At 27.8% G+C, this 25,930-nt stretch carries 22 protein-coding genes, 3 rRNA genes and 1 pseudogene; 7 read left to right on the top strand and 19 right to left on the bottom strand.

Annotated features, from left to right (window positions below; all coding sequences use genetic code 4):
• Positions 1–160 precede the first annotated feature (160 nt).
• On the bottom strand, positions 161–622 hold the full coding sequence (locus AACK95_RS03220) for an IS30 family transposase (RefSeq protein ID WP_338980813.1): 462 nt from the start codon (positions 620–622) through the stop codon (positions 161–163).
• Positions 623–730: 108 nt separating this feature from the next.
• On the opposite strand from AACK95_RS03220, the gene AACK95_RS03215 reads away from it, so the two are divergent.
• A complete protein-coding gene (locus tag AACK95_RS03215) occupies positions 731–916 on the top strand; it encodes a PLP-dependent transferase (RefSeq protein ID WP_338980811.1) in 186 nt (61 codons plus the stop codon).
• A gap of 10 nt (positions 917–926) precedes the next feature.
• On the opposite strand, the gene AACK95_RS03210 is transcribed toward AACK95_RS03215, so the two are convergent.
• The 5 genes from AACK95_RS03210 to AACK95_RS03190 are packed head-to-tail and all read right to left on the bottom strand — an operon-like array spanning position 927 to position 4,019.
• Positions 927–1,874 carry a type I phosphomannose isomerase catalytic subunit gene (locus AACK95_RS03210; RefSeq protein ID WP_338980809.1) on the bottom strand — a complete coding sequence of 316 codons (948 nt, stop codon included), beginning with the start codon at positions 1,872–1,874 and terminating at the stop codon, positions 927–929.
• A gap of 33 nt (positions 1,875–1,907) precedes the next feature.
• Positions 1,908–3,305, bottom strand: coding sequence for a PTS fructose transporter subunit IIC (locus AACK95_RS03205; RefSeq protein WP_338980807.1), 1,398 nt, complete (start codon positions 3,303–3,305; stop codon positions 1,908–1,910).
• Positions 3,256–3,510: a PTS fructose transporter subunit IIB gene (locus tag AACK95_RS03200; RefSeq protein WP_338980805.1), complete on the bottom strand. Its 255-nt coding sequence runs from the start codon at positions 3,508–3,510 to the stop codon at positions 3,256–3,258. The genes AACK95_RS03205 and AACK95_RS03200 overlap by 50 nt, the downstream gene beginning before the upstream one ends.
• A 3-nt stretch (positions 3,511–3,513) precedes the next feature.
• A complete protein-coding gene (locus AACK95_RS03195; protein ID WP_338980990.1) occupies positions 3,514–3,891 on the bottom strand; it encodes a PTS sugar transporter subunit IIA in 378 nt (125 codons plus the stop codon).
• Entirely contained in the window at positions 3,873–4,019 is a 147-nt protein-coding gene (locus AACK95_RS03190) for a hypothetical protein (protein WP_338980803.1), read from the bottom strand. The genes AACK95_RS03195 and AACK95_RS03190 overlap by 19 nt, the downstream gene beginning before the upstream one ends.
• A gap of 179 nt (positions 4,020–4,198) precedes the next feature.
• Between AACK95_RS03190 and AACK95_RS03185 the strand changes: the two genes are divergently transcribed.
• Positions 4,199–5,080: an IS30 family transposase gene (locus tag AACK95_RS03185; RefSeq protein WP_338980801.1), complete on the top strand. Its 882-nt coding sequence runs from the start codon at positions 4,199–4,201 to the stop codon at positions 5,078–5,080.
• Between the two features lie 103 nt (positions 5,081–5,183).
• On the opposite strand, the gene AACK95_RS03180 is transcribed toward AACK95_RS03185, so the two are convergent.
• Together AACK95_RS03180 and tsaB are read right to left on the bottom strand one after the other, a co-directional pair.
• A complete protein-coding gene (locus AACK95_RS03180; RefSeq protein ID WP_338980799.1) occupies positions 5,184–6,026 on the bottom strand; it encodes a MurR/RpiR family transcriptional regulator in 843 nt (280 codons plus the stop codon).
• 50 nt (positions 6,027–6,076) lie between these two features.
• On the bottom strand, positions 6,077–6,658 hold the full coding sequence (gene tsaB, locus AACK95_RS03175) for a tRNA (adenosine(37)-N6)-threonylcarbamoyltransferase complex dimerization subunit type 1 TsaB (protein WP_338980797.1): 582 nt from the start codon (positions 6,656–6,658) through the stop codon (positions 6,077–6,079).
• Between the two features lie 122 nt (positions 6,659–6,780).
• Between tsaB and AACK95_RS03170 the strand changes: the two genes are divergently transcribed.
• Positions 6,781–7,584 (top strand): hypothetical protein, encoded by an 804-nt coding sequence (locus AACK95_RS03170; protein ID WP_338980795.1) that lies wholly within the window; start codon positions 6,781–6,783, stop codon positions 7,582–7,584.
• 429 nt (positions 7,585–8,013) lie between these two features.
• On the opposite strand, the gene AACK95_RS03165 is transcribed toward AACK95_RS03170, so the two are convergent.
• Positions 8,014–9,639, bottom strand: coding sequence for a hypothetical protein (locus tag AACK95_RS03165; protein WP_338980793.1), 1,626 nt, complete (start codon positions 9,637–9,639; stop codon positions 8,014–8,016).
• Positions 9,640–10,079: 440 nt separating this feature from the next.
• On the opposite strand from AACK95_RS03165, the gene AACK95_RS03160 reads away from it, so the two are divergent.
• Positions 10,080–10,877 (top strand): Pr6Pr family membrane protein, encoded by a 798-nt coding sequence (locus AACK95_RS03160; RefSeq protein WP_338980791.1) that lies wholly within the window; start codon positions 10,080–10,082, stop codon positions 10,875–10,877.
• A gap of 151 nt (positions 10,878–11,028) precedes the next feature.
• Here the strand turns inward: AACK95_RS03160 and AACK95_RS03155 are convergent, their stop codons facing one another.
• The 7 genes from AACK95_RS03155 to rpmF all read right to left on the bottom strand — a co-directional run bounded on the left by AACK95_RS03155 (position 11,029) and on the right by rpmF (position 21,079).
• Positions 11,029–11,430, bottom strand: a complete 402-nt coding sequence (locus AACK95_RS03155) for a hypothetical protein (RefSeq protein ID WP_338980789.1) — start codon at positions 11,428–11,430, stop codon at positions 11,029–11,031.
• A gap of 102 nt (positions 11,431–11,532) precedes the next feature.
• Positions 11,533–11,639 (bottom strand): 5S ribosomal RNA (gene rrf / locus AACK95_RS03150).
• Positions 11,640–11,721: 82 nt separating this feature from the next.
• Positions 11,722–14,659: ribosomal RNA gene (locus AACK95_RS03145) — 23S ribosomal RNA — on the bottom strand.
• A 192-nt stretch (positions 14,660–14,851) separates the two neighbouring features.
• A 16S ribosomal RNA gene (locus AACK95_RS03140) occupies positions 14,852–16,373 on the bottom strand.
• Together the 16S, 23S and 5S rRNA genes form the textbook arrangement of a ribosomal RNA operon.
• Before the next feature lie 221 nt (positions 16,374–16,594).
• Positions 16,595–17,545: an IS30 family transposase gene (locus tag AACK95_RS03135; protein WP_338980787.1), complete on the bottom strand. Its 951-nt coding sequence runs from the start codon at positions 17,543–17,545 to the stop codon at positions 16,595–16,597.
• 131 nt (positions 17,546–17,676) lie between these two features.
• Positions 17,677–20,697: a DEAD/DEAH box helicase family protein gene (locus AACK95_RS03130; protein ID WP_338980785.1), complete on the bottom strand. Its 3,021-nt coding sequence runs from the start codon at positions 20,695–20,697 to the stop codon at positions 17,677–17,679.
• 172 nt (positions 20,698–20,869) lie between these two features.
• Positions 20,870–21,079: a 50S ribosomal protein L32 gene (gene rpmF, locus AACK95_RS03125; protein WP_338980783.1), complete on the bottom strand. Its 210-nt coding sequence runs from the start codon at positions 21,077–21,079 to the stop codon at positions 20,870–20,872.
• A gap of 207 nt (positions 21,080–21,286) precedes the next feature.
• Here rpmF and AACK95_RS03120 point away from each other — a divergent pair, with 207 nt between their 5' ends.
• A complete protein-coding gene (locus AACK95_RS03120) occupies positions 21,287–22,138 on the top strand; it encodes an IS30 family transposase (protein ID WP_338980781.1) in 852 nt (283 codons plus the stop codon).
• A 33-nt stretch (positions 22,139–22,171) separates the two neighbouring features.
• Positions 22,172–22,318, top strand: a complete 147-nt coding sequence (locus AACK95_RS03115; RefSeq protein WP_338980779.1) for a hypothetical protein — start codon at positions 22,172–22,174, stop codon at positions 22,316–22,318.
• Positions 22,319–22,330: 12 nt separating this feature from the next.
• On the opposite strand, the gene AACK95_RS03110 is transcribed toward AACK95_RS03115, so the two are convergent.
• On the bottom strand, positions 22,331–23,281 hold the full coding sequence (locus AACK95_RS03110; protein ID WP_338980777.1) for an IS30 family transposase: 951 nt from the start codon (positions 23,279–23,281) through the stop codon (positions 22,331–22,333).
• Positions 23,282–23,375: 94 nt separating this feature from the next.
• On the opposite strand from AACK95_RS03110, the pseudogene AACK95_RS03105 reads away from it, so the two are divergent.
• Positions 23,376–23,978 (top strand): annotated as a pseudogene (locus AACK95_RS03105) (IS256 family transposase); the annotation flags it as partial.
• Positions 23,979–24,200: 222 nt separating this feature from the next.
• Here the strand turns inward: AACK95_RS03105 and AACK95_RS03100 are convergent.
• Both AACK95_RS03100 and AACK95_RS03095 read right to left on the bottom strand, forming a co-directional pair.
• Positions 24,201–25,169, bottom strand: coding sequence for a Gfo/Idh/MocA family oxidoreductase (locus tag AACK95_RS03100; protein WP_338980988.1), 969 nt, complete (start codon positions 25,167–25,169; stop codon positions 24,201–24,203).
• A 26-nt stretch (positions 25,170–25,195) separates the two neighbouring features.
• On the bottom strand, positions 25,196–25,918 hold the full coding sequence (locus AACK95_RS03095) for an RsmE family RNA methyltransferase (RefSeq protein WP_338980773.1): 723 nt from the start codon (positions 25,916–25,918) through the stop codon (positions 25,196–25,198).
• Between the last annotated feature and the right edge of the window lie 12 nt (positions 25,919–25,930).

The following is a 25,930-nucleotide window of genomic DNA, read 5'->3' as shown; positions in this document are numbered from 1 at the left end:
TAATAACTTTAGTAGTTCTGTTTTTAACTAATATTGCTAAAGTAAATCGTGATACTCTTTCAACTAAAGTTATTAAACATGATTTGCTTTTGCCTCTTGATGATACTATAGTATCTCCTTCTCAATGACCAAGTGTTATACGATCATTAACATTTATATTTTATTCTTTAATTGATTTACCATTAAACTTGCCACGATTTTCTTTAGATTTTCGTTTTTTACCTTTTCTTCTTAAATTTTTACTAGTAACTTTATCAAGCATTCCAAAATAAATTCAAGTATAAATTGTTTTAAAACTAATAACTCACTCTTTATGAAAATTTTTAATTCTGCCATAAATTTGTTCAGGTGATCAACCTAATAGTAATTTTTGTTGTACATATTTTACTAAATTCTTATTTTTAAACTTATGAAAACTAATATGTGATTGTTTTCGATTTTCAGCTTTATTTTGTGCAATTAATGAAAAATAATGATTATTATCTTTATTTCTATTAATTTCTCGAATAATAGTACTAATACTTCGATTAAGATTTTTAGCTATTTCACTAATTTTAAATTTAAATTTCAATTGATTCTCAATATAAATCCTTTCATCTATGCCAAGATGTTTATAACTCATATAAAAACTCCTTACTTTTTTCTAAACTAAATTTAGCATTATGAAATTTTTATATGAGAATTTTTTGCAATTTTATTTACTTGCATTTATAAGTATAATTCAGCAATTTTGGCAGTTTTTTTAGGTGGAGTTGAGTCATTGATTGAACATCCTGCTTCAATGACACATTCTACTTATAATGCACAAGAATTAGCAGATGCAAATATTTCAGAAGGTCTTGTTCGTCTTTCAATTGGTATTGAATATGTTGAAGATTTGTGAAATGATTTGGAACAAGCATTAAAAAAACTATAATAATTATTTATTAGCAATATGCAACCATCAACAACATATTACCACTTAAACAAAAATCAGTATAACCATTTGGTAAAATAAATGAGTCACCTTTTTTAATACTAGTATCATCAATTATACCATTACCATCCAATACTGAGATTTGCAATCATCTAGTATTAGGATAACTATAATGGTTAATTCCCTCATTAATTAATTTAATTAACTTAAAAAACTTGTTATCAACTAAATAATTATCATGACCATTAGCTTCACTACTATTTAAATCAGGAGCTAAAACAATAGTTGATGCTTCTTTCAAATGCAAATTTCGTAAATTACCAAGTTCATCTTTACGATCATAATCATATAAACGATATGTAATATCTGATGATTGTTGTAATTCAAAAACCATAGTATGTGCCAATAAACCATGAATTTTTAGAGAAGGAACATAAATAAATTGATCTTTTTTAATTGGTATATATTTTAATAGTTTATGTCATTGTTCTTTTGCCAATCATTGATTAAACTGATCTTTGGTTTTAGCATTATGACCCAAAATAACTCTACCTTTGGGTAAACATTCTAATATATACCAACATTCAGTTTTTCCTAAACATTGATGATTTTTTTCTGCGAATTTATCATCAGGGTGAATTTGAACGCTTAAACTATCATTTGCGTCTAAAATTTTTGTTAACAATGGATATTCTTTATTAATCACACTACCTGAACTATCAAGATTAGCAAATAAACTAGGTTGCTGTTTAAACAATTCTGCTAAACTTAATCCTTTATACTCGCCATTTAAAACATAACTCATTCCATTGGGATGAGCACTAACTAATCATGCTTCACCAATTGGTGTATTTTTAGGTAAATCAAAATTAAATTTGTGTGCTAATTTTTGACTACCTCACAATTTGCGAATAAAAACAGGTTTTAAAAAAATTATTTGTGATGTGCTATTATTCATATTCACTCTCCTAAACTTTGATTATTTGTTCAATTAAACTTTATTTTTACTATTTTTAGATTTAGTTTTTTTACTATTAAATATTTTCATGATTCTTTCATTCATTAATTTAAAAACCTTAATATTACGTGATTGAATAATTAATAATCCACCATATACTAAACAAGTAACAATACTTCCAACAATAATGGCTAAAAAGAATAAAAGAATACTTACCCAAAGCACATAATTAACTGAACTAACTGCACCTAAAATAGCAACAATAGGACCACCATGACCAGCAGCATCAGTTAATAAGAAAGCACCAGCAATACTACCAGCAACAGCACTACCAATAATATTACTAATAATAGCACGTTTTGGATCTCTTACTGCAAAAGGAATCGCACCTTCAGAAATACCAATACACCCCATTAACATTACTGTTAAACCTAATGTACGTTCACTTTCATTAAAGAATTTACGAAAAATCAAAGTTGTTAAACCCATTCCAAGTGGTGCAACAGGAATAGCTGCAGCTACTGCTCCCATAAATAATTGTGAACTAGGATCAGCAGTTATAGTTGTTGAGGCTGCTAAAAAAGCAACTTTGTTAATTGGACCACCCATATCAAATCCAATCATGGCTCCTAGCAACATTCCAATTGCTGCCATTGCTTCACGTGGCATGTGGGTTAACCCATTTTGAAATTGTTCCATTATTCAACCAATTGGAGCTCCAATTGCATAAATAAAAGTGAAACTAATTAAAAATGTTACTACAATAGGAATAAAGAAAATTGGCATAATTGGAGCAATAGTCTTTGGTACTTTTCAAGTAATAATTCATCTTACTAAATATCCAACACTTGGACCAATTAATAATGCTCCTAAAAATCCAGCAGAAACCTTTGGCTCTAAACCAGCAATTGGATAAACTAATCCTGCTGTATTAGCAACATATGCACTTACCATTGCCGGGAGAACCAAGGCAGCACGTCCTGCAATTGAATTAGCGATAAAACCAGCTAAAATTGGAATCATTAATGTAAAAGCAATACTTCCAGCTTGATTCATAAAATAAAGAAAATGATTATGTGGTAACTTGGAAATATCAAAGTCAATACCATAAACTGCTTTTGCAATACCAATTGATAATGCTAACATAATTCCACCAAAAACAATAAATGGAACCATATAGCCAACACCAGCCATAATATGTTTCATAATTCCCTGTTTATCAGTAGTAAATAAATCATTTGATTTATTTTCTTTTTCCGCTTTTTGTCCCAATTCTGACTTGTTTATTTCATAAGGTTTTGCGTTAGCAAAAGCATCATTAACAATACTTTCAGGATTTTTAATAACTTTGCTAATTTCTACTTTATATAATGGTTTATTATTAAAACGTTCTAATTTTAAATCTGCAACACCGGGGGGCCGATACTGCAATAATAACTAAATCAGCGTTGGCAATATCAGTTGCTGTAAAAGCACCTTTAATACCAATACTACCATGAGTTTCAACTTTAATATTATAACCTAAATTTTTTGCAGCAATTTCTAATTTATCTTGTGCAATATAAGTATGTGCTACCCCAACTGGACAAGCAGTAATTGCTATAATATTTTTAGTTTTTTTTGAAGAACCTTTCATATCTTAACTAATAGTTTTACTACTAGTTTCAACATTAGATTTATTATTAATATTTAGTGATTGAATAATTACTTTTTTATCTTTTGAATTAAATAATATTGATTGAAATTCCGGTTTTGTTAATCTTTGTGCCACTTTTGATAAAATTTCCAAGTGCTTATTACCAGCACTTTTTAGTGGCACAATTAAAGCAATAATTGCTTTAACGGGTTGTTCATCTAGTGCTTTCCAAGGAATTGGCTGTTTAAAACGCATAATAAAAATTCCTGATTTAACAATATCTTCATTAAGAGCATGTGGCACAGCAACACCACCACCAAAACCAGTAGTTCCTTCTCCTTCTCTTTGTAGAAAACTATTAACTACTGATTTTTCACTAATATTTTTTTCAAAAAACCTAATTTTTTAGCAGAAGTTGCTATTTCTTGAAAAGCTTCTGCTTGTGTTTTACAATCAGATTCAAGAAAAACGTGTTCTACTGTCAAAATATCATCTTGTTTAGACAACATACTTCATCTCCTTACTTAATAAATATTCATGACATAATATTAAATTATTATTTTAAAAAAAACAGTTTTTTTATTGCTGAATTATACTTGTAAGTGCAAGTAAATAAAATTGCAAAAAATTCTCATATAAAAATTTCATAATGCTAAATTTAGTTTAGAAAAAAGTAAGGAGTTTTTATATGAGTTATAAACATCTTGGCATAGATGAAAGGATTTATATTGAGAATCAATTGAAATTTAAATTTAAAATTAGTGAAATAGCTAAAAATCTTAATCGAAGTATTAGTACTATTATTCGAGAAATTAATAGAAATAAAGATAATAATCATTATTTTTCATTAATTGCACAAAATAAAGCTGAAAATCGAAAACAATCACATATTAGTTTTCATAAGTTTAAAAATAAGAATTTAGTAAAATATGTACAACAAAAATTACTATTAGGTTGATCACCTGAACAAATTTATGGCAGAATTAAAAATTTTCATAAAGAGTGAGTTATTAGTTTTAAAACAATTTATACTTGAATTTATTTTGGAATGCTTGATAAAGTTACTAGTAAAAATTTAAGAAGAAAAGGTAAAAAACAAAAATCTAAAGAAAATCGTGGCAAGTTTAATGGTAAATCAATTAAAGAACGAGATATAAATGTTAATGATCGTATAACACTTGGTCATTGAGAAGGAGATACTATAGTATCATCAAGAAGCAAAAGCAAATCATGTTTAATAACTTTAGTTGAAAGAGTATCACGATTTACTTTAGCAATATTAGTTAAAAACAGAACTACTAAAGTTATTAATAAAAATGTCAGTTATTATTTATCAATTCTTCCTAAAAACATTGTTAAAACTATTACTTTTGATCGTGGCAAAGAATTTTCAAATTGACAACAACTTGAAAAAAATTTAGATGTAAAAATTTATTTTGCCAATCCATATTCACCTTGACAAAGAGGTACTAATGAAAATACTAATGGTTTAATTAGAGAAAAATTTCCTAAAAAATTTATTTTTTCAAAAAACTCAAAAATGAAGTTCATAAATTTATATTGTCTTTAAATCAAAGACCGAGAAAAATATTAAATTATCTTTCACCAATCGAATATTTGGATAGAAAAATAATTTAGTTGCACTTACCTTTACAATTTAGCTATTTAAAAAATTAATTAAATTTTTTAATTACTTTATTAGTTTTAATTCTATTTTCTAAATATCAATCTTTATGCTTTGATTTTAATAAATATGTTGTTACTAAATCATTAAAATAAGTAATAGCAAATAATGGAGAAATAAATATTTCTTGTGCTTCATAAAGTCCTGAAGAAACAATATTAAATGTTCAATCAGCATAAGTCACTAATTCAGTTTTATCTTGTGATGTAACAACTGCAATTTTAGCATTATTCTTTTTAGCAAGTTTAGCTGCTTCAACAATAGTAGCGGTTTTACCTGATAATGAAAAAAGAATTATTACATCTTCTGGAATAATTAAAGAAGCATGCATTAAAATACTATCATCATCTTTATTTAAACAGATTGATCGTAAACCAAACCGATATAATTTATTTGATAAATCCTCCGCACCTAAACCAGAATAACCAATGCCTGCTAAATAAATACAAGCTTTACGATTATCATCTATTCAATTAATAAATCTTTGTAATTCCTCATAATTAATCGTTGAATCATTTAAATCCATTAGTTTTTTATAATGTTCTTTTAAAACACTACGATCACCAAAAAACTCACGATTTAAAGCTTTGAAAGTAGTTTCTTGCGCAGCTAAACTAATGATAAATTCACGATAACCTTTAAATCCCAATTTCTTAATTAAATTATAAACAACACTATAACCAACAGTATTTTCTTTAGCCAAAGAACTAATAGTAACTTGATCCATTTTTTGACTATTCTTATTAATATAGTTAATAAGAACTTTTTCTTTTTTTGTGAAATTATTTTCTTCCTTTGATACTCTAGATCAAAAATTATCATTGATAAGCATGTAAAAACTCCTTTTTAAACTAATGTAAAATATTTAAATATTATTATTTTTTAATTATGTGATGAAAATGGATCATTAATATAATATGGTTGCAAATCTTCCATGTTTTTTACTTCGATAAAATATGGTGACAACTTTTGAAAATTTTCCACAATATTACACTTTTCTAAATTTTCAATTATTTTATAATCTAGTAAATCACTAATAATACCAATTTTAGCATTTTCATCTACTAATTGCGGCTGAATAATTATTTTTCCATTATCACATACTGCCAAATAACTTTTATTATTGTATGCTGACAAAACACTTATTGATTTTATTAATCCTGCCTGTAATAATAAACTATTAATAGTAAAAACCGTTAAAAAACTATTCAAAACTTTAAGTGTTTTGACAAAAGTAATTGCTACTCTAATTCCAGTATAACTGCCAGGACCATTTGCAATAACTACTTTTGAAATATCTTTTAATTTTATTTTACATTTTACAAGTAAATTAGTAATAGTTGGAATTGCCAATTCTGTTTGTTTTTGTCAAGCAATAAATGATGAACTTGCTAAAATTTTATTAGCTTGCAAAATCAACACTGTTAATTTGTTATTTGTTGTATCTAAATATAATTGATACATAACATCACCTTATTATTTCATTTAGTTGCTATTAATAATTTTCTAATATCTTACATACTTATTATAATATCATGTATAATGTAATTAAAATAGAAAAAATATAGAATTGTGAGTTGATCCATATGGGAATAGGAAAAAATATAGGATTTAAAAGTAAATTTTCTGATTTTTTACTTTGATCTGGACTAATTATTGCTGTTATAGGTCTAATAATGCAATTTGCAATAGTTTTAATTGAGTATAAACCAATAACAGTTGGAACACCTAATCCTCATAATTTATGAACTCCAGATGGCCCATGAGTTGGTATTTGAACAATGATTTCTACCTTTACTATTCAGTCAAATTTTTTAGTTTTTCTTTTCTTTTGTTTTGTATTAACAAATCGTTTTAATGACAATCGCGCACAATTTGTTTTTGGGCGCTTTTCATTAGCAATTACTGTTTATATTACCGTAACTCTTATCGTATTTTTTGCTGTATTATTTAAACCAATGATAAATAATTTAGATAGTAGTAATAGTATTAGCATATTAAATTTTATAAATACATTTTTATTACATTTAATAGTACCAGTTATAGTGATTTTATATTTTATGTTTTCTGCTGGTAAATACTACTGAAAACTTGGAAAACAAACATATCTTTGAATACCAATTATTTCTATTTACATGTTTGTATATTTAGGTTATGCACTTGCTAAAGGAAATTTTGTTGGTTTTTTAAGAAAAGGAACAACAGAAATTGATTATTCATTTCCATATCCATTTTTAGATTTTCATAAAAGTTTAACTACTTTCTTTATTTATATCTTTGCAATTTTAATCTTATACATAATTTTGATGTTACTTTTTACTCTTTATAATAATATCCTTTATAAAAAAAATAATAAACCAATAGCGGCTTTAAGAGATACAAATTTTTAATGTAAAATAATTTATAAATAAAGTGTACTAGTTTATAAACTAGTACACTTTATTACTATTATTTATTATTTAAAAAATATTGAAAAATAATTGTAGGGAGGAATATATATTTGTGAAAAGTAAAAATTTGAAATTGTATTATTTTTTTTAAATATTATTATGTTATTTTTTGCCTCCTTTTTCTTAATATATTTTATTTTAAAATTATATAAAAACTCCTTGTATAGCATATATAGTATACAAGGACTTAAAGTCAAATATAAAATTAAAACCGGCATTACCTAAATATTTTCTAAACATTTATAACTGCCATTTTTATTCTAACTCACTAAAAAGAAAAAACAAGTAATAACATTTTTTACACTTATCATTTTATATTTTTATATAAAATATTGTTTTTTAACAAGTACTACTTAAAAATAATAAACTTTATTTTAAATATTTCTTTTTACGAATAATAACAACAACTATTGGAATTATAGTTAAAAAACTAATAATGAAGCCACAAATGATAATAATATTTCAATTATTAACTAACATCTTAGTTGTTAATGATATATTAACATCTCAGGGACGATCTGAATTATTACTTTGTAAATAATTAAGATAATTTTGTTTAGTAATATCACCTTGATATTGAATAAATCATGATAAAAACTCACCAGCAGCATTATTTTTTAAATCTTCAATTTTAATACTATTATTAGTAGCACTAGTTAAATATTGTTGAAAACCCGCTAATAAATTATTAGTTTTTTCAAAAAAATCAGTACAATTTGGAAAATTAGGTATTTTTGTATTGCTTCTATAAACAGTAATATATTGTTCAGAAGCAGCTTGACGTTGTAAGTCAGATGTATCTAAACCTATACAATAAACTTGAAAATTACTTCCTTGATTAAGAGTTAAATTATCACCATCTTTAATAGGTGTTCCCAAATCATTTTTTGCTTTTTGTAAAGTTTGTGAATCAACTTTTCATTTTTGTCAATGTTGTTGTGAATCACTAATATTTACTTTAGCTTTCTCAATGGCTTTATTCATAACTATTAATGTATTTTTATTATCTTGTGAATTATTTTGAACTAAATATTGAGGTACAATTACAGGATTTTCTTTAACTTTTTCATCACTAATAGTACTAAATTGAATATTTGAACTATTATTTGTTAACTTAATAGTTTTACTATAACCACTATCTTTAACACTAACATTAAAACTAGTTGATTTTAAATGATCATCTGGTTTATGATTTAATATTGCATAACTAATTGAATCATTATCAACAACTTCATCCTTTTTATCATTTATTAATAATTGTTCATTCTTATCATTTTTATTTTTTGCTAAAATAGCTAACATTGGTTGATTAGTATCATTGGGATTACCATTATTAAGTGGTAAAATTGCTAACCGATCTTGAACACTTTTATGACTATTTAAAAAATCATCGCTCGGTTTAATCATATAAGGAATACTAAAATAATTATTAAAATCTGCCCTAGGATTTACCGTTGCAAAAATACCATTGTTAATCTGCGCTGGTAAACTATTATCATGGTAACCAACATAAACATAGCCAAAACTAACAATATCATTAAAACTTTGTTTAGCAACATTACGACCAATAACTTTATCAGTAAAATATTTAATACCATTATCTGGCAAGATATTATTAGCTTTGTTTTCAATTTGTTCCTTAAATTTCTTATTAACATCTTTACTAATATCATCATTTGGATTATTATTAACCTTATTAATAAGGTCTGATCAATCATTAAATTGTTCTGTTATTACTTCTTTATGCAATCTAATAAAATCTTCATAATTATTATTAATTGAATTTCAAGTATTAGCTTCACTAATTAAATTTTTATTATTTTCCTTAACAGTAATATGAAACCCAGAAAGTTTGTTACTCTCATTAACAGTACTAATATTAGATTGATGATTAGTAACTATCATTAAACTACTAGTAAGAGATAATGCCAAAGCCAAACTTATTGTTTTAAAACTTTTAGTTTTTTTAAAACTAAAAGATAAGAAATTTGTCATTATGATTACTCCTTTTTTACCTATTATTTGTGTTTATAATTATAATATTAAATTAAGCATATTTAATTAAATACTTAAAATCTTAGTTTTAATAAAATAAAACTAAGGATATATAATCAATTATTAAACTTTTTGTTAAATCAACATATATAATTTTAATACTTATATAATTACTTATATATTCATTAAAATTATAAGGATAAAAATTATATCCTTAACATTAATAATAAACTTTATTAGCAAAAAATCAAGATTAAATAATTAATAAGTTAATTTTTTTTAACTTATTAGGTGTTTTAAATAATCAGTTAGTAAATATTAATAGTGATAAGGAAAAACTTGATATACTAAATAAGTAGCATATTCAATCATAATAAAAAATTAAATTTCCTATCAAAAATTTAATTAAATTTAATTCTAATATAAATAGGAGAAAAAATATGAATTGAAAAAATAGTAGTGAATACCGATTAAAAAAAAGAAATCTTATTAAATTTATTTGACGTTTATTTGGTCTACTTATTATTTCTTTATTCTTAATTTTTGATTTAATAATTACTATTAATTATCCCAATGCTTTCATTGTTCCTAATGTTGATAAACCAACTGAAAGATTAGCAATTTATTATTTTTATTTTACAACTCAAACTAATTATTTAGTACTCATTTATTTATTTGCTTTTTTATTTGAAAGTAAATTTAAAGAAAATTCAAAATCAAGTTTTTATATTTTATTAAGCATTACTATTTATATTACAATTACAATGTTAGTATTTTGAATAGGTATCATTAGTAATAGCCAAGAAAGAAGTAAATATGGAACTGATATTTATTTATGATTTAAAACAATAATTCTAAATCTAATTATGCCAATTGTTATGATTTTAAATTTTGCTTTATCATGTGGACGTGATTTTTATTCACTAAAAAATCATCATAAACTTTATATGTGATTTATCTTATTTTATCCTTGTTTTTATGTAGTAATGGTAATGGTTCGTGGTGTACTACGTGTTAAACAAGGAGAAAATATTAATACTTGTTATCCTTACTTTTTTTTCAACTACCAAAAATATGGTGTAGGAGTATTAGTTACTGCTATTATTTTTCTGTTAATTATTAGTATTGGTTTACAATACCTTTATTTATGAATTAATAATATACAATATAAAAAAAAGCATGATGATGATAAACCAAATTTTCCAATCATTACTTATCCTTATGGTTTTAAATTATAAAAAAATAAAATAAGGCTTTTAATTTCTAAAGCCTTATTTATATAATTTATTAAATATTTTTAATTATTCATTTACCATAGAAACTACTTTTTCTGGTTTATTAGTAACTGGAAGATATTTACCAATAATTAATAATACACCTGAAGCAATATTAAGTCCTAAAAAAAATAATATTAATACCACTAATAAAATTAAAATGTGATGAAAACATAGCTATTAAAGAAAAACCTGCTAAAACTAAAGTTACAATTCCAACAGCTAAACCACTATTAGCATTTCCTTTTAAAACATTATTGCACATGATAATTATTGCAATTGAAAATCTAATAGCAATTAAAAGTCCAAAAATCAATCCAACAATAAATATTGTACTAACTCCTGATGTTAATGAAGTGTGATCATATTTTGTAAAACTGTTAAAAATGACACTACTTGCTGTAGCTAAAATAATTGTAATAATTACACTTCAAATAATACTTATAATATTTGTTATGAATCCAATTTTAGCTCCAATGTATAATTTTTTATCTAATTTCTTTTCAACCTTATCCATTTTTTCTCCTTTTTTCTTAAAATCTTTTTTACATTTTAATATTCTCAATCTTAACATAAAAAAAATTTAAATTTTAAATTAAATATTAACACAATAAAAAAAATTTGGCATCGTGCTATTTTCCCATTGCTGGTATTTTCGCCGCTGGAGTGCTTAACTGCTGTGTTCGAGATGGGAACAGGTGTGACCACTCCGCCATGGACACCAAATAGTTTAGCAATTGCTCCCTAAAAACTAGAAACAGACATCTTTAAATTTGATTACTTTTGATTTGCAATAGAGAATATATTCTTCAATAAATCCTCGATCTATTAGTATCAGTAAGCTGAACATATCACTATGCTTACACACCTGACCTATCAACCTTGTAGTATTCAAGGGATCTTACTTCTTTCGAATGAGAAATCTCATCTTGGAACTGACTTCGCGCTTAGATGCTTTCAGTGCTTATTCATGCCCTACATAGCTACCCAGCTGTGCCACTGGCGTGACAACTGGTGCACCAGAGGTAGGTCCATTCCGGTCCTCTCGTACTAGGAACAGCTTTCCTCAAATTTCTTGCGCCCACGACAGATAGGGACCAAACTGTCTCACGACGTTCTGAACCCAGCTCGCGTACCGCTTTAATGGGCGAACAGCCCAACCCTTGGAAGCGACTACACCTCCAGGATGCGATGAGCCGACATCGAGGTGCCAAACCTCCCCGTCTATATGAACTATTGGGAGAGATTAGCCTGTTATCCCCGGGGTAACTTTTATCCGTTGAGCGACGGCCTTTCCACACAGCACCGCCGGATCACTAAGCCCAACTTTTGTTCCTGCTCGACTTGTATGTCTCGCAGTCAAGCACCCTTTTACCTTTGCACTCTACATATGATTTCCATTCATATTGAGGGTACCTTTGGGCGCCTCCGTTACTTTTTAGGAGGCGACCGCCCCAGTCAAACTACCCACCAGACACTGTCCTTAGACCAGATTATGGTCTCAAGTTAGAATTTCAATATAGCAAGGGTGGTATCCCAATGGTGACTCCATGCCTACTAGCGTCTGCATATCAACGTCTCCCACCTATGCTGTACAAACTACACCAAAATTCAATATCAAGTTGTAGTAAAGCTCCACGGGGTCTTTCCGTCTAATCGCGGGTAACCTGCATCTTCACAGGTACTAAGATTTCACCGAGTCTATAGCCGAGACAGCGTCCGGATCGTTACGCCTTTCGTGCGGGTCAGAACTTACCTGACAAGGAATTTCGCTACCTTAGGACCGTTATAGTTACGGCCGCCGTTCACTGGGGCTTCAATTCAAAGCTTTGCTTACGCTAACAAATCTCTTTAACCTTCCAGCACTGGGCAGGCGTCCCCCCCTATACATCGTCTTACGACTTAGCAGAGAGCTGTGTTTTTGCTAAACAGTCGCCCGGACCTCTTCACTGCGACTCATATTGCTATGAGCTCCCCTTCTCGCTAACTTACGGGGTTATTTTGCAGAGTTCCTTAGCTATAGTTATCTCGCTTGCCTTAGGATATTCTCCTTGACCACGTGTGTCCGTTCTCGGTACAGGCACCATGGTGATGTCTTTAGAAACTTTTCTTGGAAGTATGGCATCAAATGCTTCGTTACTAAGCGAACCGTTCACTCCCCATCGTACTTCAAGGTTAACGCTGTGCGGATTTGCCTACACAACCCTCTTTGTACTTAGCCCAGCACTACCAATCACTGGGACATTTTAGCCTTCTCCGTCATTCCATCAGTCACCATGGTGGTACAGGAATATCAACCTGTTATCCATCGACTACGCCTTTCGGCCTCGCCTTAGGTCCTGACTAACCCTGGGTGGACGAACCTAGCCCAGGAAACCTTGGTCAATCGGCATGAAGGATTCTCATCTTCAATCGTTACTCACGCCGGCATTCTCACTTCTAAACACTCCACTAGTCCTTCCGGTCTAACTTCGTCGCAGATTAGAATGCTCCCCTACCGCCCACAATATATGTAAACATATATATAGACCCATAGCTTCGGTACAATGCTTAGCCCCGGTACATTTTCCGCGCAGAATCATTCGACTAGTGAGCTGTTACGCACTCTTTAAAGGATGGCTGCTTCTAAGCCAACCTCCTAGCTGTCTGAACAATTCCACATCGTTTTCCACTTAGCATTGATTTGGGGACCTTAGCTGATAATCTGGGCTGTTTCCCTCACGTCCATGGACCTTATCACCCATAGACTGACTGCCAGATATGTAACAATGGCATTCGCAGTTTAATTGCATTCAGTACCCCGAGGTGGGGCCATCATACATTCAGAGCTTTACCTCCATTGCACTAATTCTGACGCTAGTCCTAAAACTATATCGGGGAGAACCAGCTATCTCCAGATTCGATTGGAATTTCACCGCTAGCCACAAGTCATCCACGGTCTTTTCAACGAACGTTGGTTCGGTCCTCCATTAACTGTTACATTAACTTCAACCTGCTCATGGCTAGATCACCTGGTTTCGGGTCTACGACCACATACTAAACGCCCTATTCAGGCTCGCTTTCACTTCGGCTCCGTCTTTTCAACTTAACCTTGCATGTAATCGTAACTCGCCGGCTCATTCTACAAAAGGCACGCCGTCACCCATTAACGAGCTCCGACTTGTTGTAAGCATATGGTTTCAGAAACTATTTCACTCCCCTCTCGGGGTACTTTTCACCTTTCCCTCACGGTACTGGTTCACTATCGGTAATTGGTTAGTATTTAGCCTTACACAGTGGTCTGCGCAAATTCCGACAAGGTTCCACGTGCCTCGCCGTACTCAGGATACTGTCAAGAGATTTATACATTTCGCATACTGGGCTTTCACCATCTATAGCGTTGCTTCACAACAACTTCTGCTATATATAAATTTTGTAACTCTTCATAGGTCGAACCTAATAGACAGTCCTATAACCCCAGTCTGACGACTGGTTTAGGCTGCTCCCTTTTCGCTCGCCGCTACTAAGGGAATCGCATTCGCTTTCTTTTCCTCTAGGTACTAAGATGTTTCAATTCTCTAGGTATCACTCTGCACAACTATGAATTCATTGTACAGTACTATCTGATTAAAGATAGTGGGTTTCCCCATTCGGACATCTCCGGATCAAAGCTTATTTCCAGCTCCCCGAAGCTTATCGCAGGTAATCGCGTCCTTCATCGTCTTCCAATTCCAAGGCATCCACCATACGCTCTTAATAATTTATTTTTAGAATATCCTATTGCAAGATAAAAATTATCTTATTTTTTTTAAAAGATGTCTATTATCCAGTTTTTAAAGAACAATTGCTCAGAGAAAACAATCCCTGAAAACTAAACAGAACAAAAGAAGTAATCCAATAAATCATCCATCTATTTTTTCTTGTTGTCTTGGTTTCTTATTAGAAACTAAACTCCATAGAAAGGAGGTGATCCATCCCCACCTTCCGGTAGGGATACCTTGTTACGACTTAACCCCAATCATCAACCCTGCCTTTGGCAGCTCCCTCCTTACGGTTAGGACACCGACTTCTGGCATTGCCAACTCTCGTGGTTTGACGGGCGGTGTGTACAAGACCCGAGAACGTATTCACCGCGACATTGCTGATTCGCGATTACTAGCGATTCCGACTTCATGAAGTCGAGTTGCAGACTTCAATCCGGACTGAGACTGACTTTTTGAGATTTGCTTGACCTTGCGGTTTAGCGACTCTTTGTATCAGCCATTGTAGCACGTGTGTAGCCCAGGTCATAAGGGGCATGATGATTTGACGTCGTCCCCACCTTCCTCTAGCTTACACTAGCAGTCTCCTTAGAGTCCCCAACTTAATGCTGGCAACTAAGGACAAGGGTTGCGTTCGTTGCTGAACTTAACCAAACATCTCACGACACGAACTGACGACAACCATGCACCACCTGTATCCTTGTTAACCTCTACTATATCTCTATAGCTTCGCAAGGTATATCAAGACCTGGTAAGGTTCTTCGCGTTGCTTCGAATTAAACCACATGCTCCACCGCTTGTGCGGGTCCCCGTCAATTCCTTTGAGTTTCACTCTTGCGAGCATACTACTCAGGCGGAGTACTTAATGCGTTAGCTACAGCACTGCCTCATGGCAACACTTAGTACTCATCGTTTACGACGTGGACTACTAGGGTATCTAATCCTATTTGCTCCCCACGCTTTCGTGCCACAACGTCAGTAATATGCCAGTTAGCCGCCTTCGCCACTGGTGTTCCTTCATATATCTACACATTCCACCGCTACACATGAAATTCCACTAACCTCTCCTATACTCTAGTAATGTAGTTTCCAAGGCGGTTAGGGGTTGAGCCCCTAAATTTAACCTCAGACTTGCAAAACCGTCTACGCACGCTTTACGCCCAATAAATCCGGATAACGCTTGCCACCTATGTATTACCGCGGCTGCTGGCACATAGTTAGCCATGGCTTTCTGGTAAGTTATGGTCGATACTAAAATCATTTCCTATTCTAGCACTTCTTCCCTTACAACAGACCTTTACAATCCGAAGACCTTCATCAGTCACGCGGCATTGCTCCATCAGGCTTTCGCCCATTGTGAAAAATTCCCTACTGCTGCCTTCCGTAGAAGTTTGGGCCGTGTCTCAGTCCCAATGTGGCCGTTCATCCTCTCAGATCGGCTACGCATCGTTACCTTGGTAAGCCATTACCTTACCAACTAGTTAATGCGCCGCATCCCCATCAATTAGCGAAGCAAATGCTCCTTTCATTATTTATCATTGCAAATAAATAACATATGCGGTATTAGCTGTCGTTTCCAACAGTTATTCCCCACTAAATGGTAGGTTAGATACGTGTTACTCACCCGTTCGCCACTAAAGTATTGCTACTTTCGTTCGACTTGCATGTATTAGGCATGCCGCCAGCGTTAATCCTGAGCCAGGATCAAACTCTCAATAAAATTGTTTTTGTTAAAAGATGATGTCTGACTTATTTAATTTTTAATAAAAAATTGACGGATTAATTCTTGTTCTATTTAGTTTTCAAAGATCGTTTTTTCTAGTTTGTAACCCATTTATTTTTGGGACAATAACAATAGTACAACATGCCATAATTATTGTCAACCTAATTATCATAAAAAAGCATTATTTTTTTAAAGCTAAATTGTAAAGGTAAGTGCAACTAAATTATTTTTCTATCCAAATATTCGATTGGTGAAAGATAATTTAGTATTTTTCTCGGTCTTTGATTTAAAGACAATATAAATTTATGAACTTCATTTTTATTAGTTTTTGAAAAAATAAATTTTTTAGGAAATTTTTCTCTAATTAAACCATTAGTATTTTCATTAGTACCTCTTTGTCAAGGTGAATATGGATTGGCAAAATAAATTTTTACATCTAAATTTTTTTCAAGTTGTTGTCAATTTGAAAATTCTTTGCTACGATCAAAAGTAATAGTTTTAACAATGTTTTTAGGAAGAATTGATAAATAATAACTGACATTTTTATTAATAACTTTAGTAGTTCTGTTTTTAACTAATATTGCTAAAGTAAATCGTGATACTCTTTCAACTAAAGTTATTAAACATGATTTGCTTTTGCCTCTTGATGATACTATAGTATCTCCTTCTCAATGACCAAGTGTTATACGATCATTAACATTTATATCTCGTTCTTTAATTGATTTACCATTAAACTTGCCACGATTTTCTTTAGATTTTCGTTTTTTACCTTTTCTTCTTAAATTTTTACTAGTAACTTTATCAAGCATTCTAAAATAAATTCAAGTATAAATTGTTTTAAAACTAATAACTCACTCTTTATGAAAATTTTTAATTCTGCCATAAATTTGTTCAGGTGATCAACCTAATAGTAATTTTTGTTGTACATATTTTACTAAATTCTTATTTTTAAACTTATGAAAACTAATATGTGATTGTTTTCGATTTTCAGCTTTATTTTGTGCAATTAATGAAAAATAATGATTATTATCTTTATTTCTATTAATTTCTCGAATAATAGTACTAATACTTCGATTAAGATTTTTAGCTATTTCACTAATTTTAAATTTAAATTTCAATTGATTCTCAATATAAATCCTTTCATCTATGCCAAGATGTTTATAACTCATATAAAAACTCCTTACTTTTTTCTAAACTAAATTTAGCATTATGAAATTTTTATATGAGAATTTTTTGCAATTTTATTTACTTGCACTTACAAGTATAATTCAGCTTAGCAATTAAAAAAATAAAATATTATTTATTCTACTAAAAATTTAATAGTAATATAATCACTTTTAATTCTTAATTGATATTGACCAATACCAATAAAGTCATACAACTTTAAAGCAAGATTTTTAAATTTTTTATTACAATCATTATTTAAAAATAATATTTTTTCAATATTATTATTTTGTAAATCTTTCACTAATTTTGAATTAATCGTTTTATTTTCTGGTATTGATCAGTAATATTCTTTTGTTAATTTATTATAACTAGTTAATTTACCATAATTTGTTCCATCAATATCTGCAAAAATTACTGATTTATTTTCATTAAATGTCAAATGACCCGCTTGAAAGGCAATAATTTTTAAAGGTCCAAGTTTTTTATTAAAATTAACACGATTAATTGCACATAGTGCCTGATGCACAGTAAATGTTGATTGATAAGATAATAAAGGGTAATCTTGATTAAAATGTTCATTAAGTAATAATGTTTCATAATCTAGTTTATATTTAAGAATAATTTTTAGTTCATTAACAACTAATTTGTTATTTTCAATGAAATTTGTAACTAAACATGGTATTTCATTAAAATTTGGAAAAATACGATTAAATACTTTATTACTTGTAACCTCATATAATAATGATGCTATTAATAAATTGTCATAATGATAATTAATTAATTTAGTATCTAATTCTTGACTTAATCTTAAATAAAAATAATTAACTATTTGATAATCATTTAAAAATAAGAATTGTTTTAAGATATTTTGATTACGATTAGTATCATTATCATGAGTTTGATAATTTTTTATTTTTTTTGCTATTCGTAAATAAAAATCATTTAAAAAATTATAAAATTCTTGAATTGTCAAATCATAATCAATTAATATTTTAAAAATAGCATTATCATTATAAAGTTGATAGTATGATTGAATTACCAAATAAATTTTTTTTCGCGATTGATATCATTGCTTTAAATTAGTTAAAATGACGTTTTGACTTCTTGGTTCTAAAGTAATAGTACATCCATAAGGTAAATTAAAACTATTAGGTAATTGTTTATTAACATTGAAAATATGTGAATTTGAAAGATTTTTAATACCAATCGTTATGTCATATTTTTTATCAATATTAGCAATTAAATCATAAACCTCTAAACAATGTTTAGTTTCTGTTTTTCTCAATCCTCTTCCTAATTGTTGCAAATATACTGTTTTTGAATTAGTTGGTCGTAATAAAATAATAGTATCAATTTCAGGAATATCAATTCCTTCATTAAAAATATTTACTACACATAAATAATTAATAATTCTATTTTTAAAATCATTAATTATTTTACTACGATTAGTTTGATTTTTACTTGTTAAAAAGTCTGCTTTTAAGCCCTGATTTTGCAAAAATCTAGCAACAATTTGTGCATGAGTAATGTTAATACAAAAAATTAAACAAATCCGATTACTATAAAATCCAATATAGTCATTAATTACATCTAATAATAACTTATTTCTTGCTTCAGTATTTAATTTTTTAAATAATTGCTGATCATTATTTAAATCAATACCAGTTAAATCAGCAGTAATGTCATCAATACAATAATAATCAAATGGTGATAAAAGTTTTTCATTAATTGCATCTCACAATCGTAATTCATGTGCAAACTCATTATCAAAATAATTAATAATGTTTTTATTATCTTCTCGTTCTGGTGTTGCTGTTAAACCAATAATTTGTTTAGGATGAAAATAATTAAAAATTGTCTGAAAAGTTTTGGCAGCCAAATGATGAGCTTCATCAAAAATAATAATATCAAATTGTTGATGTTTAAACTTATTTAGATGTCTATGTACAGTTTGTACTGTTGCAAATAAATATTGTTCTTGAAAATTATTTTGTTTACTATTTAAAATAGTTGCAAATTTTTTATCATTTATTACTTTTCGAAAAGTAATAATTGCTTGTTCAATAATTTCTCTTTGATGTGCTAAAAATAAAATTGAAGGTTTTTGATTATTATTTTCTTTGATTTGATTTAAATAGTCGAAAGCAGATACTACTGTTTTACCAACACCTGTTGCCATGACAATTAAATGTTTTGTTTTTTTAAGTTTTCTTCTTAACTTTAATTTATTAATTAAGGCAATTTGAAAATCATAAAGAAAATAATTAATTGCTAATCATTGTTCATCTTTTTTATTTACAAGCAATCGATTATATTCAATTCGCGATAGTAATTGTAATCGTTGTTGTTCATTATTTAAATCAACTAAATTATCATTTCATAATTTATAATACTGATTTAAAATATTTTGATATAGTTGCTTATTATCAAATTCATTAATTTTAATATTTCATTCACGACCACTAGTTAAACCTTTTTGCGTTAAATTTGATGAACCAATTATTGCTGAAGAAAAACCTGAATTTCGTTTAAAGATGGCAGCTTTAATATGAATTCTTTCACTACGTTTTTCTAAATTATTTTCAACTTTAACTTTAATATTAGGATACTTTTTTATTATTTTAACTAATGCATATAAATTAACAAATAAAGCCATATCATCAAAAGTAGTAGTAATAAAATTAATAGTAATATTATGATTTAGAGCATAAGTAAATGATGAACGTAACTTATTAATAATTGAATTTGATATAAAAGGATAAATAAAGTATACTTCATCACAAGTTCTGATTTCCTGATTTAAATGATTAATTAATACTTGTTGGTTTTCATTAGTAAATAGAAAATTGTCACTTAATCTAATATTAGAAGTTAAAGGATTATCAATTATACTATCATTTACTTGTAATAAAATGTTATTACTAAATTTATTAGTAGTAAAATTACTTATGATTTGGTTTAAAAAATTAATTTTTGCTTCTGGTGATTTAATCGTTTTTAATTGTTCAATTAAAATATTATTTAATTGTTTAACTAAATAATGATCAATGTCTTTAATTAATTCTTTTTCATCATTAATATGTGATGTTTGGAAATTATTGGTAATATCATCACTAATCTTTAATAATAAATCATAATAGCCCTTATTTTTCATACTCTACACTTCCTAATAATAAATAATGTCTATTTTAATAAATTATAATCTATATTTTAATAAATTATTAACTATTATAAAATAATTTTGTAAAGTAAAAAACCTCTAATATTTAAAATATTATTTTAAATAAATAAGAGGAAGGTAATCTAAGATAAGATATATTCATATTTTATTTTTTTTCTGTTGATGATGTTTTTTCTGCTTGTAATGGATTAGTAATACTTACACCTTTGTATGCCTTGCATTTCATACAGGCATGATGTGGTTTAGTAATTGCTCCACAATTTAAACAGTTAGTTGTAATTGTTGCAGATAAACTATCATGAGCACGACGTGTATTTTTACGCATTTTTGACGTTCTTCTTGCTGGTACTGCCATAGTCTGTTGCCTCCTTACTTTCATATCTCATAAATTATATATTGATTTATCAGAAAAATCTATTTTTTTTGATAAGTTTTTCAAATTTTTGGAAATAAAATACGCTGAATTATACTTGTAAGTGCAAGTAAATAAAATTGCAAAAAATTCTCATATAAAAATTTCATAATGCTAAATTTAGTTTAGAAAAAAGTAAGGAGTTTTTATATGAGTTATAAACATCTTGGCATAGATGAAAGGATTTATATTGAGAATCAATTGAAATTTAAATTTAAAATTAGTGAAATAGCTAAAAATCTTAATCAAAGTATTAGTACTATTATTCGAGAAATTAATAGAAATAAAGATAATAATCATTATTTTTCATTAATTGCACAAAATAAAGCTGAAAATCGAAAACAATCACATATTAGTTTTCATAAGTTTAAAAATAAGAATTTAGTAAAATATGTACAACAAAAATTACTATTAGGTTGATCACCTGAACAAATTTATGGCAGAATTAAAAATTTTCATAAAGAGTGAGTTATTAGTTTTAAAACAATTTATACTTGAATTTATTTTGGAATGCTTGATAAAGTTACTAGTAAAAATTTAAGAAGAAAAGGTAAAAAACGAAAATCTAAAGAAAATCGTGACAAGTTTAATGGTAAATCAATTAAAGAATGAGATATAAATCTTAATGATCGTATAACACTTGGTCATTGAGAAGGAGATACTATAGTATCATCAAGAGGCAAAAGCAAATCATGTTTAATAACTTTAGTTGAAAGAGTATCACGATTTACTTTAGCAATATTAGTTAAAAGCAGAACTACTAAAGTTATTAATAAAAATGTCAGTTATTATTTATCAATTCTTCCTAAAAACATTGTTAAAACTATTACTTTTAATCGTGGCAAAGAATTTTCAAATTGACAACAACTTGAAAAAAATTTAGATGTAAAAATTTATTTTGCCAATCCATATTCACCTTGACAAAGAGGTACTAATGAAAATACTAATGGTTTAATTAGAGAAAAGGTAATGTTTAGTAATCTGTGTAACTTACAAAAATAACTATGTTTAATTAATTCTAGTAAATATAATTAAATGACTAGAAAGAGTGAGTTACAGATGGCTAAAAAAGATAACTTTAATAATAATGATCCAATATCAAAAGCAGTAGATTTATTATTAGAAAATACTGAAGATTTAACAACAGTTTTTAAAGAAGGGGGTTTATATGCTAAATTGTAAAGGTAAGTGTAACTAAATTATTTTTCTATCCAAATATTCGATTGGTGAAAGATAATTTAATATTTTTCTCGGTCTTTGATTTAAAGACAATATAAATTTATGAACTTCATTTTTATTAGTTTTTGAAAAAATAAATTTTTTAGGAAATTTTTCTCTAATTAAACCATTAGTATTTTCATTAGTACCTCTTTGTCAAGGTGAATATGGATTGGCAAAATAAATTTTTACATCTAAATTTTTTTCAAGTTGTTGTCAATTTGAAAATTCTTTGCCACGATTAAAAGTAATAGTTTTAACAATGTTTTTAGGAAGAATTGATAAATAATAACTGACATTTTTATTAATAACTTTAGTAGTTCTGCTTTTAACTAATATTGCTAAAGTAAATCGTGATACTCTTTCAACTAAAGTTATTAAACATGATTTGCTTTTGCCTCTTGATGATACTATAGTATCTCCTTCTCAATGACCAAGTGTTATACGATCATTAACATTTATATCTCATTCTTTAATTGATTTACCATTAAACTTGTCACGATTTTCTTTAGATTTTCGTTTTTTACCTTTTCTTCTTAAATTTTTACTAGTAACTTTATCAAGCATTCCAAAATAAATTCAAGTATAAATTGTTTTAAAACTAATAACTCACTCTTTATGAAAATTTTTAATTCTGCCATAAATTTGTTCAGGTGATCAACCTAATAGTAATTTTTGTTGTACATATTTTACTAAATTCTTATTTTTAAACTTATGAAAACTAATATGTGATTGTTTTCGATTTTCAGCTTTATTTTGTACAATTAATGAAAAATAATGATTATTATCTTTATTTCTATTAATTTCTCGAATAATAGTACTAATACTTTGATTAAGATTTTTAGCTATTTCACTAATTTTAAATTTAAATTTCAATTGATTCTCAATATAAATCCTTTCATCTATGCCAAGATGTTTATAACTCATATAAAAACTCCTTACTTTTTTCTAAACTAAATTTAGCATTATGAAATTTTTATATGAGAATTTTTTGCAATTTTATTTACTTGAACTTACAAGTATAATTCAGCATGAAGGCGCTAAATTTTGATTAGCAAATTTCATAGAAATGAAAAATCGTGGCTTAAATGATATTCTTATTGCTTGTAGTGACAACTTAACAGGCATGTCAGAAGCAATACAATCAGTTTATCCTAAAACTGAACATCAATTATGTATAGTTCATCAAATCAGAAATAGTTTAAAATATGTTTCATATAAACATCGAAAATCTCTAGTTACAGATTTAAAGCCAATTTATAATGCATGTAGTGAAGAACAAGCAATGCAAGCTTTAGAATCATTTGAAAGTAAATGAAATAAACACTATCCTCAAATTGCTAAATCTTGATATAAAAATTGAGATAATTTAATGATTTTTATTAGTTATCCTCCAGAAATCAAAAGAGTGATTTATACTACAAATTCTATTGAATCTGTTAATAGTCAACTACGAAAAGTTATCAGAAATAAAAAAGTTTTTCCAAATGATATGGCAGTTTTCAAAATATTTTACTTAGCAATTGAAAATATAACGAAAAAATGAACAATGCCCATTCAAAATTGAAATACAGCAATTGCTCATTTTATGATAAAATTTGAAGACAGAATTAATCTGAACTAGTACTTTGTAAAACAAAGAAACACAGATTACTAAAAACCCTCAGAGAAAAATTTCCTAAAAAATTTATTTTTTCAAAAACTAATAAAAATGAAGTTCATAAATTTATATTGTCTTTAAATCAAAGACCGAGAAAAATACTAAATTATCTTTCACCAATCGAATATTTGGATAGAAAAATAATTTAGTTGCACTTACCTTTACAATTTAGCATTTAAATTAATATTACTTTTCATAAACTTCAACTCCTAATTCATTTTCACTTTTAATAATTGCTTCAATAACTTCAAGATTCATTAAACTATGATTTAATCAATAATCTCGACTTAAATAATCTTTATTTTTAATCATTTTTACAAAATCATTTAATTCATATGTCATTAAACTTTCTTCATTAGTATTATCTGCGATTTCTTTTATTCCGTTTTTAGTATAAACCTTAATTCCACTTAATGGATGAACTTGTGATAAAACAAGACTACTATTATGACCTATAAATTCACTTTGTGCATAAGAGGTTACTCCTTTACTACAAGTAATAGTAGTAATAGTTCCATTTTCATGCTTCAAAATAACATGATTACTTAAATTAACACCATTAGGTAATTTAATTGCCATCGCTTTAACTGTTTTTACTTTACCTAATAAATACAATACTAATTGTAATGGATATACTAAACTATCATAAGTTGCACCTTTACCAAAATCTTTATCAAAAACAGAATCATATATTCCTTTTTCAACTGATGGCATTCTTGAAGAAATACGATTAAAATTAAGGTTAACTACTTCTGGATTTATTTCATGAACTAATTTTTTTAATTTAGAAAAAATAGGTAAATGAACAGTAACATAAGCTTCTAATAAAATTATTTTTTTACTTCTTGTTAAAGAAATTAGGTCTTTAACTTCTTCAACTGTAAAAGTAATAGTTTTTTCTACTAAAACATGAATATTATTATTTAAAAATAATTTACTTTGTTCGTAATGCAAACCATTTGGTGAAGCAATATAAATAGCGTCAATATGTTCTATCATTTTATTTAAATCATCAGTACTATGGGCAATATTATATTTTTTTGCTCATGTTTCTGCTTTATCTAAACTTCTTGAATATATACAAGTTATTTTAACTTTTTTATTAGTTAACGCTTGCTTTATAAATCTTTGAACAATTTTTCCAATTCCAATAATACCAATTCTAATTATCTTGTACTCCTTTAACTTTTTAAACTTGTTTCATAATTAATGATTGACATTAAAAATAAAGGTGCAGTTTCGGCACGTAAAATTAATTTTCCTAAACTAATATTACTAAAATTAAGTTGTGTTAAAGTTGCAATTTCTTCTTTAGTGATTCCTCCTTCGGGTCCAACTATAATTGTTATTGATGATAATTTATTATTTATTTGACTAATCCAACTAGTTTCTGATGAATTTTCATATGCAACCAAATTAAGATGAGACCGATATCGTTCTAATTGTTTTAAATCAAAAACAACGGGTGTAACAATCGGAATTAAATTGCGATTTGATTGTTTGGCAGCAGCTTTTGCAATATTTTGTCAACGTAAAACTTTCTGTTCTGCTTTTGTTCTCGTTAAAATACTAACACATCATTTTAACTGCAATGGCACAATTTGATAAACTCCCAATTCTACTGCTTTTTGAATGACTAAATCAAATTTTTGTTCTTTTAATAACGATATTACTAATGTGATTTTACATCTTAATTCTGAATTACTATTTGGCACTGTTTTTATAATTTCGCATTTAATAACTGATGTAATTTCAATAATTTTTGTTAAATATTTTTGTTCTTGATGAATAATAACTATTTCATCATTAATTTTATGACGTAATACTTTAATTAGATGTTTACTATCTTCTTCATCTAATATTAAAATATTATTAGTTTTATGGTTAGTAAAGTAGCATTCCATAGTCCACCTCTA

This window comes from Spiroplasma endosymbiont of Lasioglossum malachurum, assembly GCF_964020065.1.
Lineage (GTDB): Bacteria > Bacillota_I > Bacilli_A > Mycoplasmatales > VBWQ01 > Spiroplasma_E.
The sequence above is the reverse complement of the archived record's forward strand: the minus strand, read 5'-3'. Positions and strand labels throughout refer to the sequence as shown.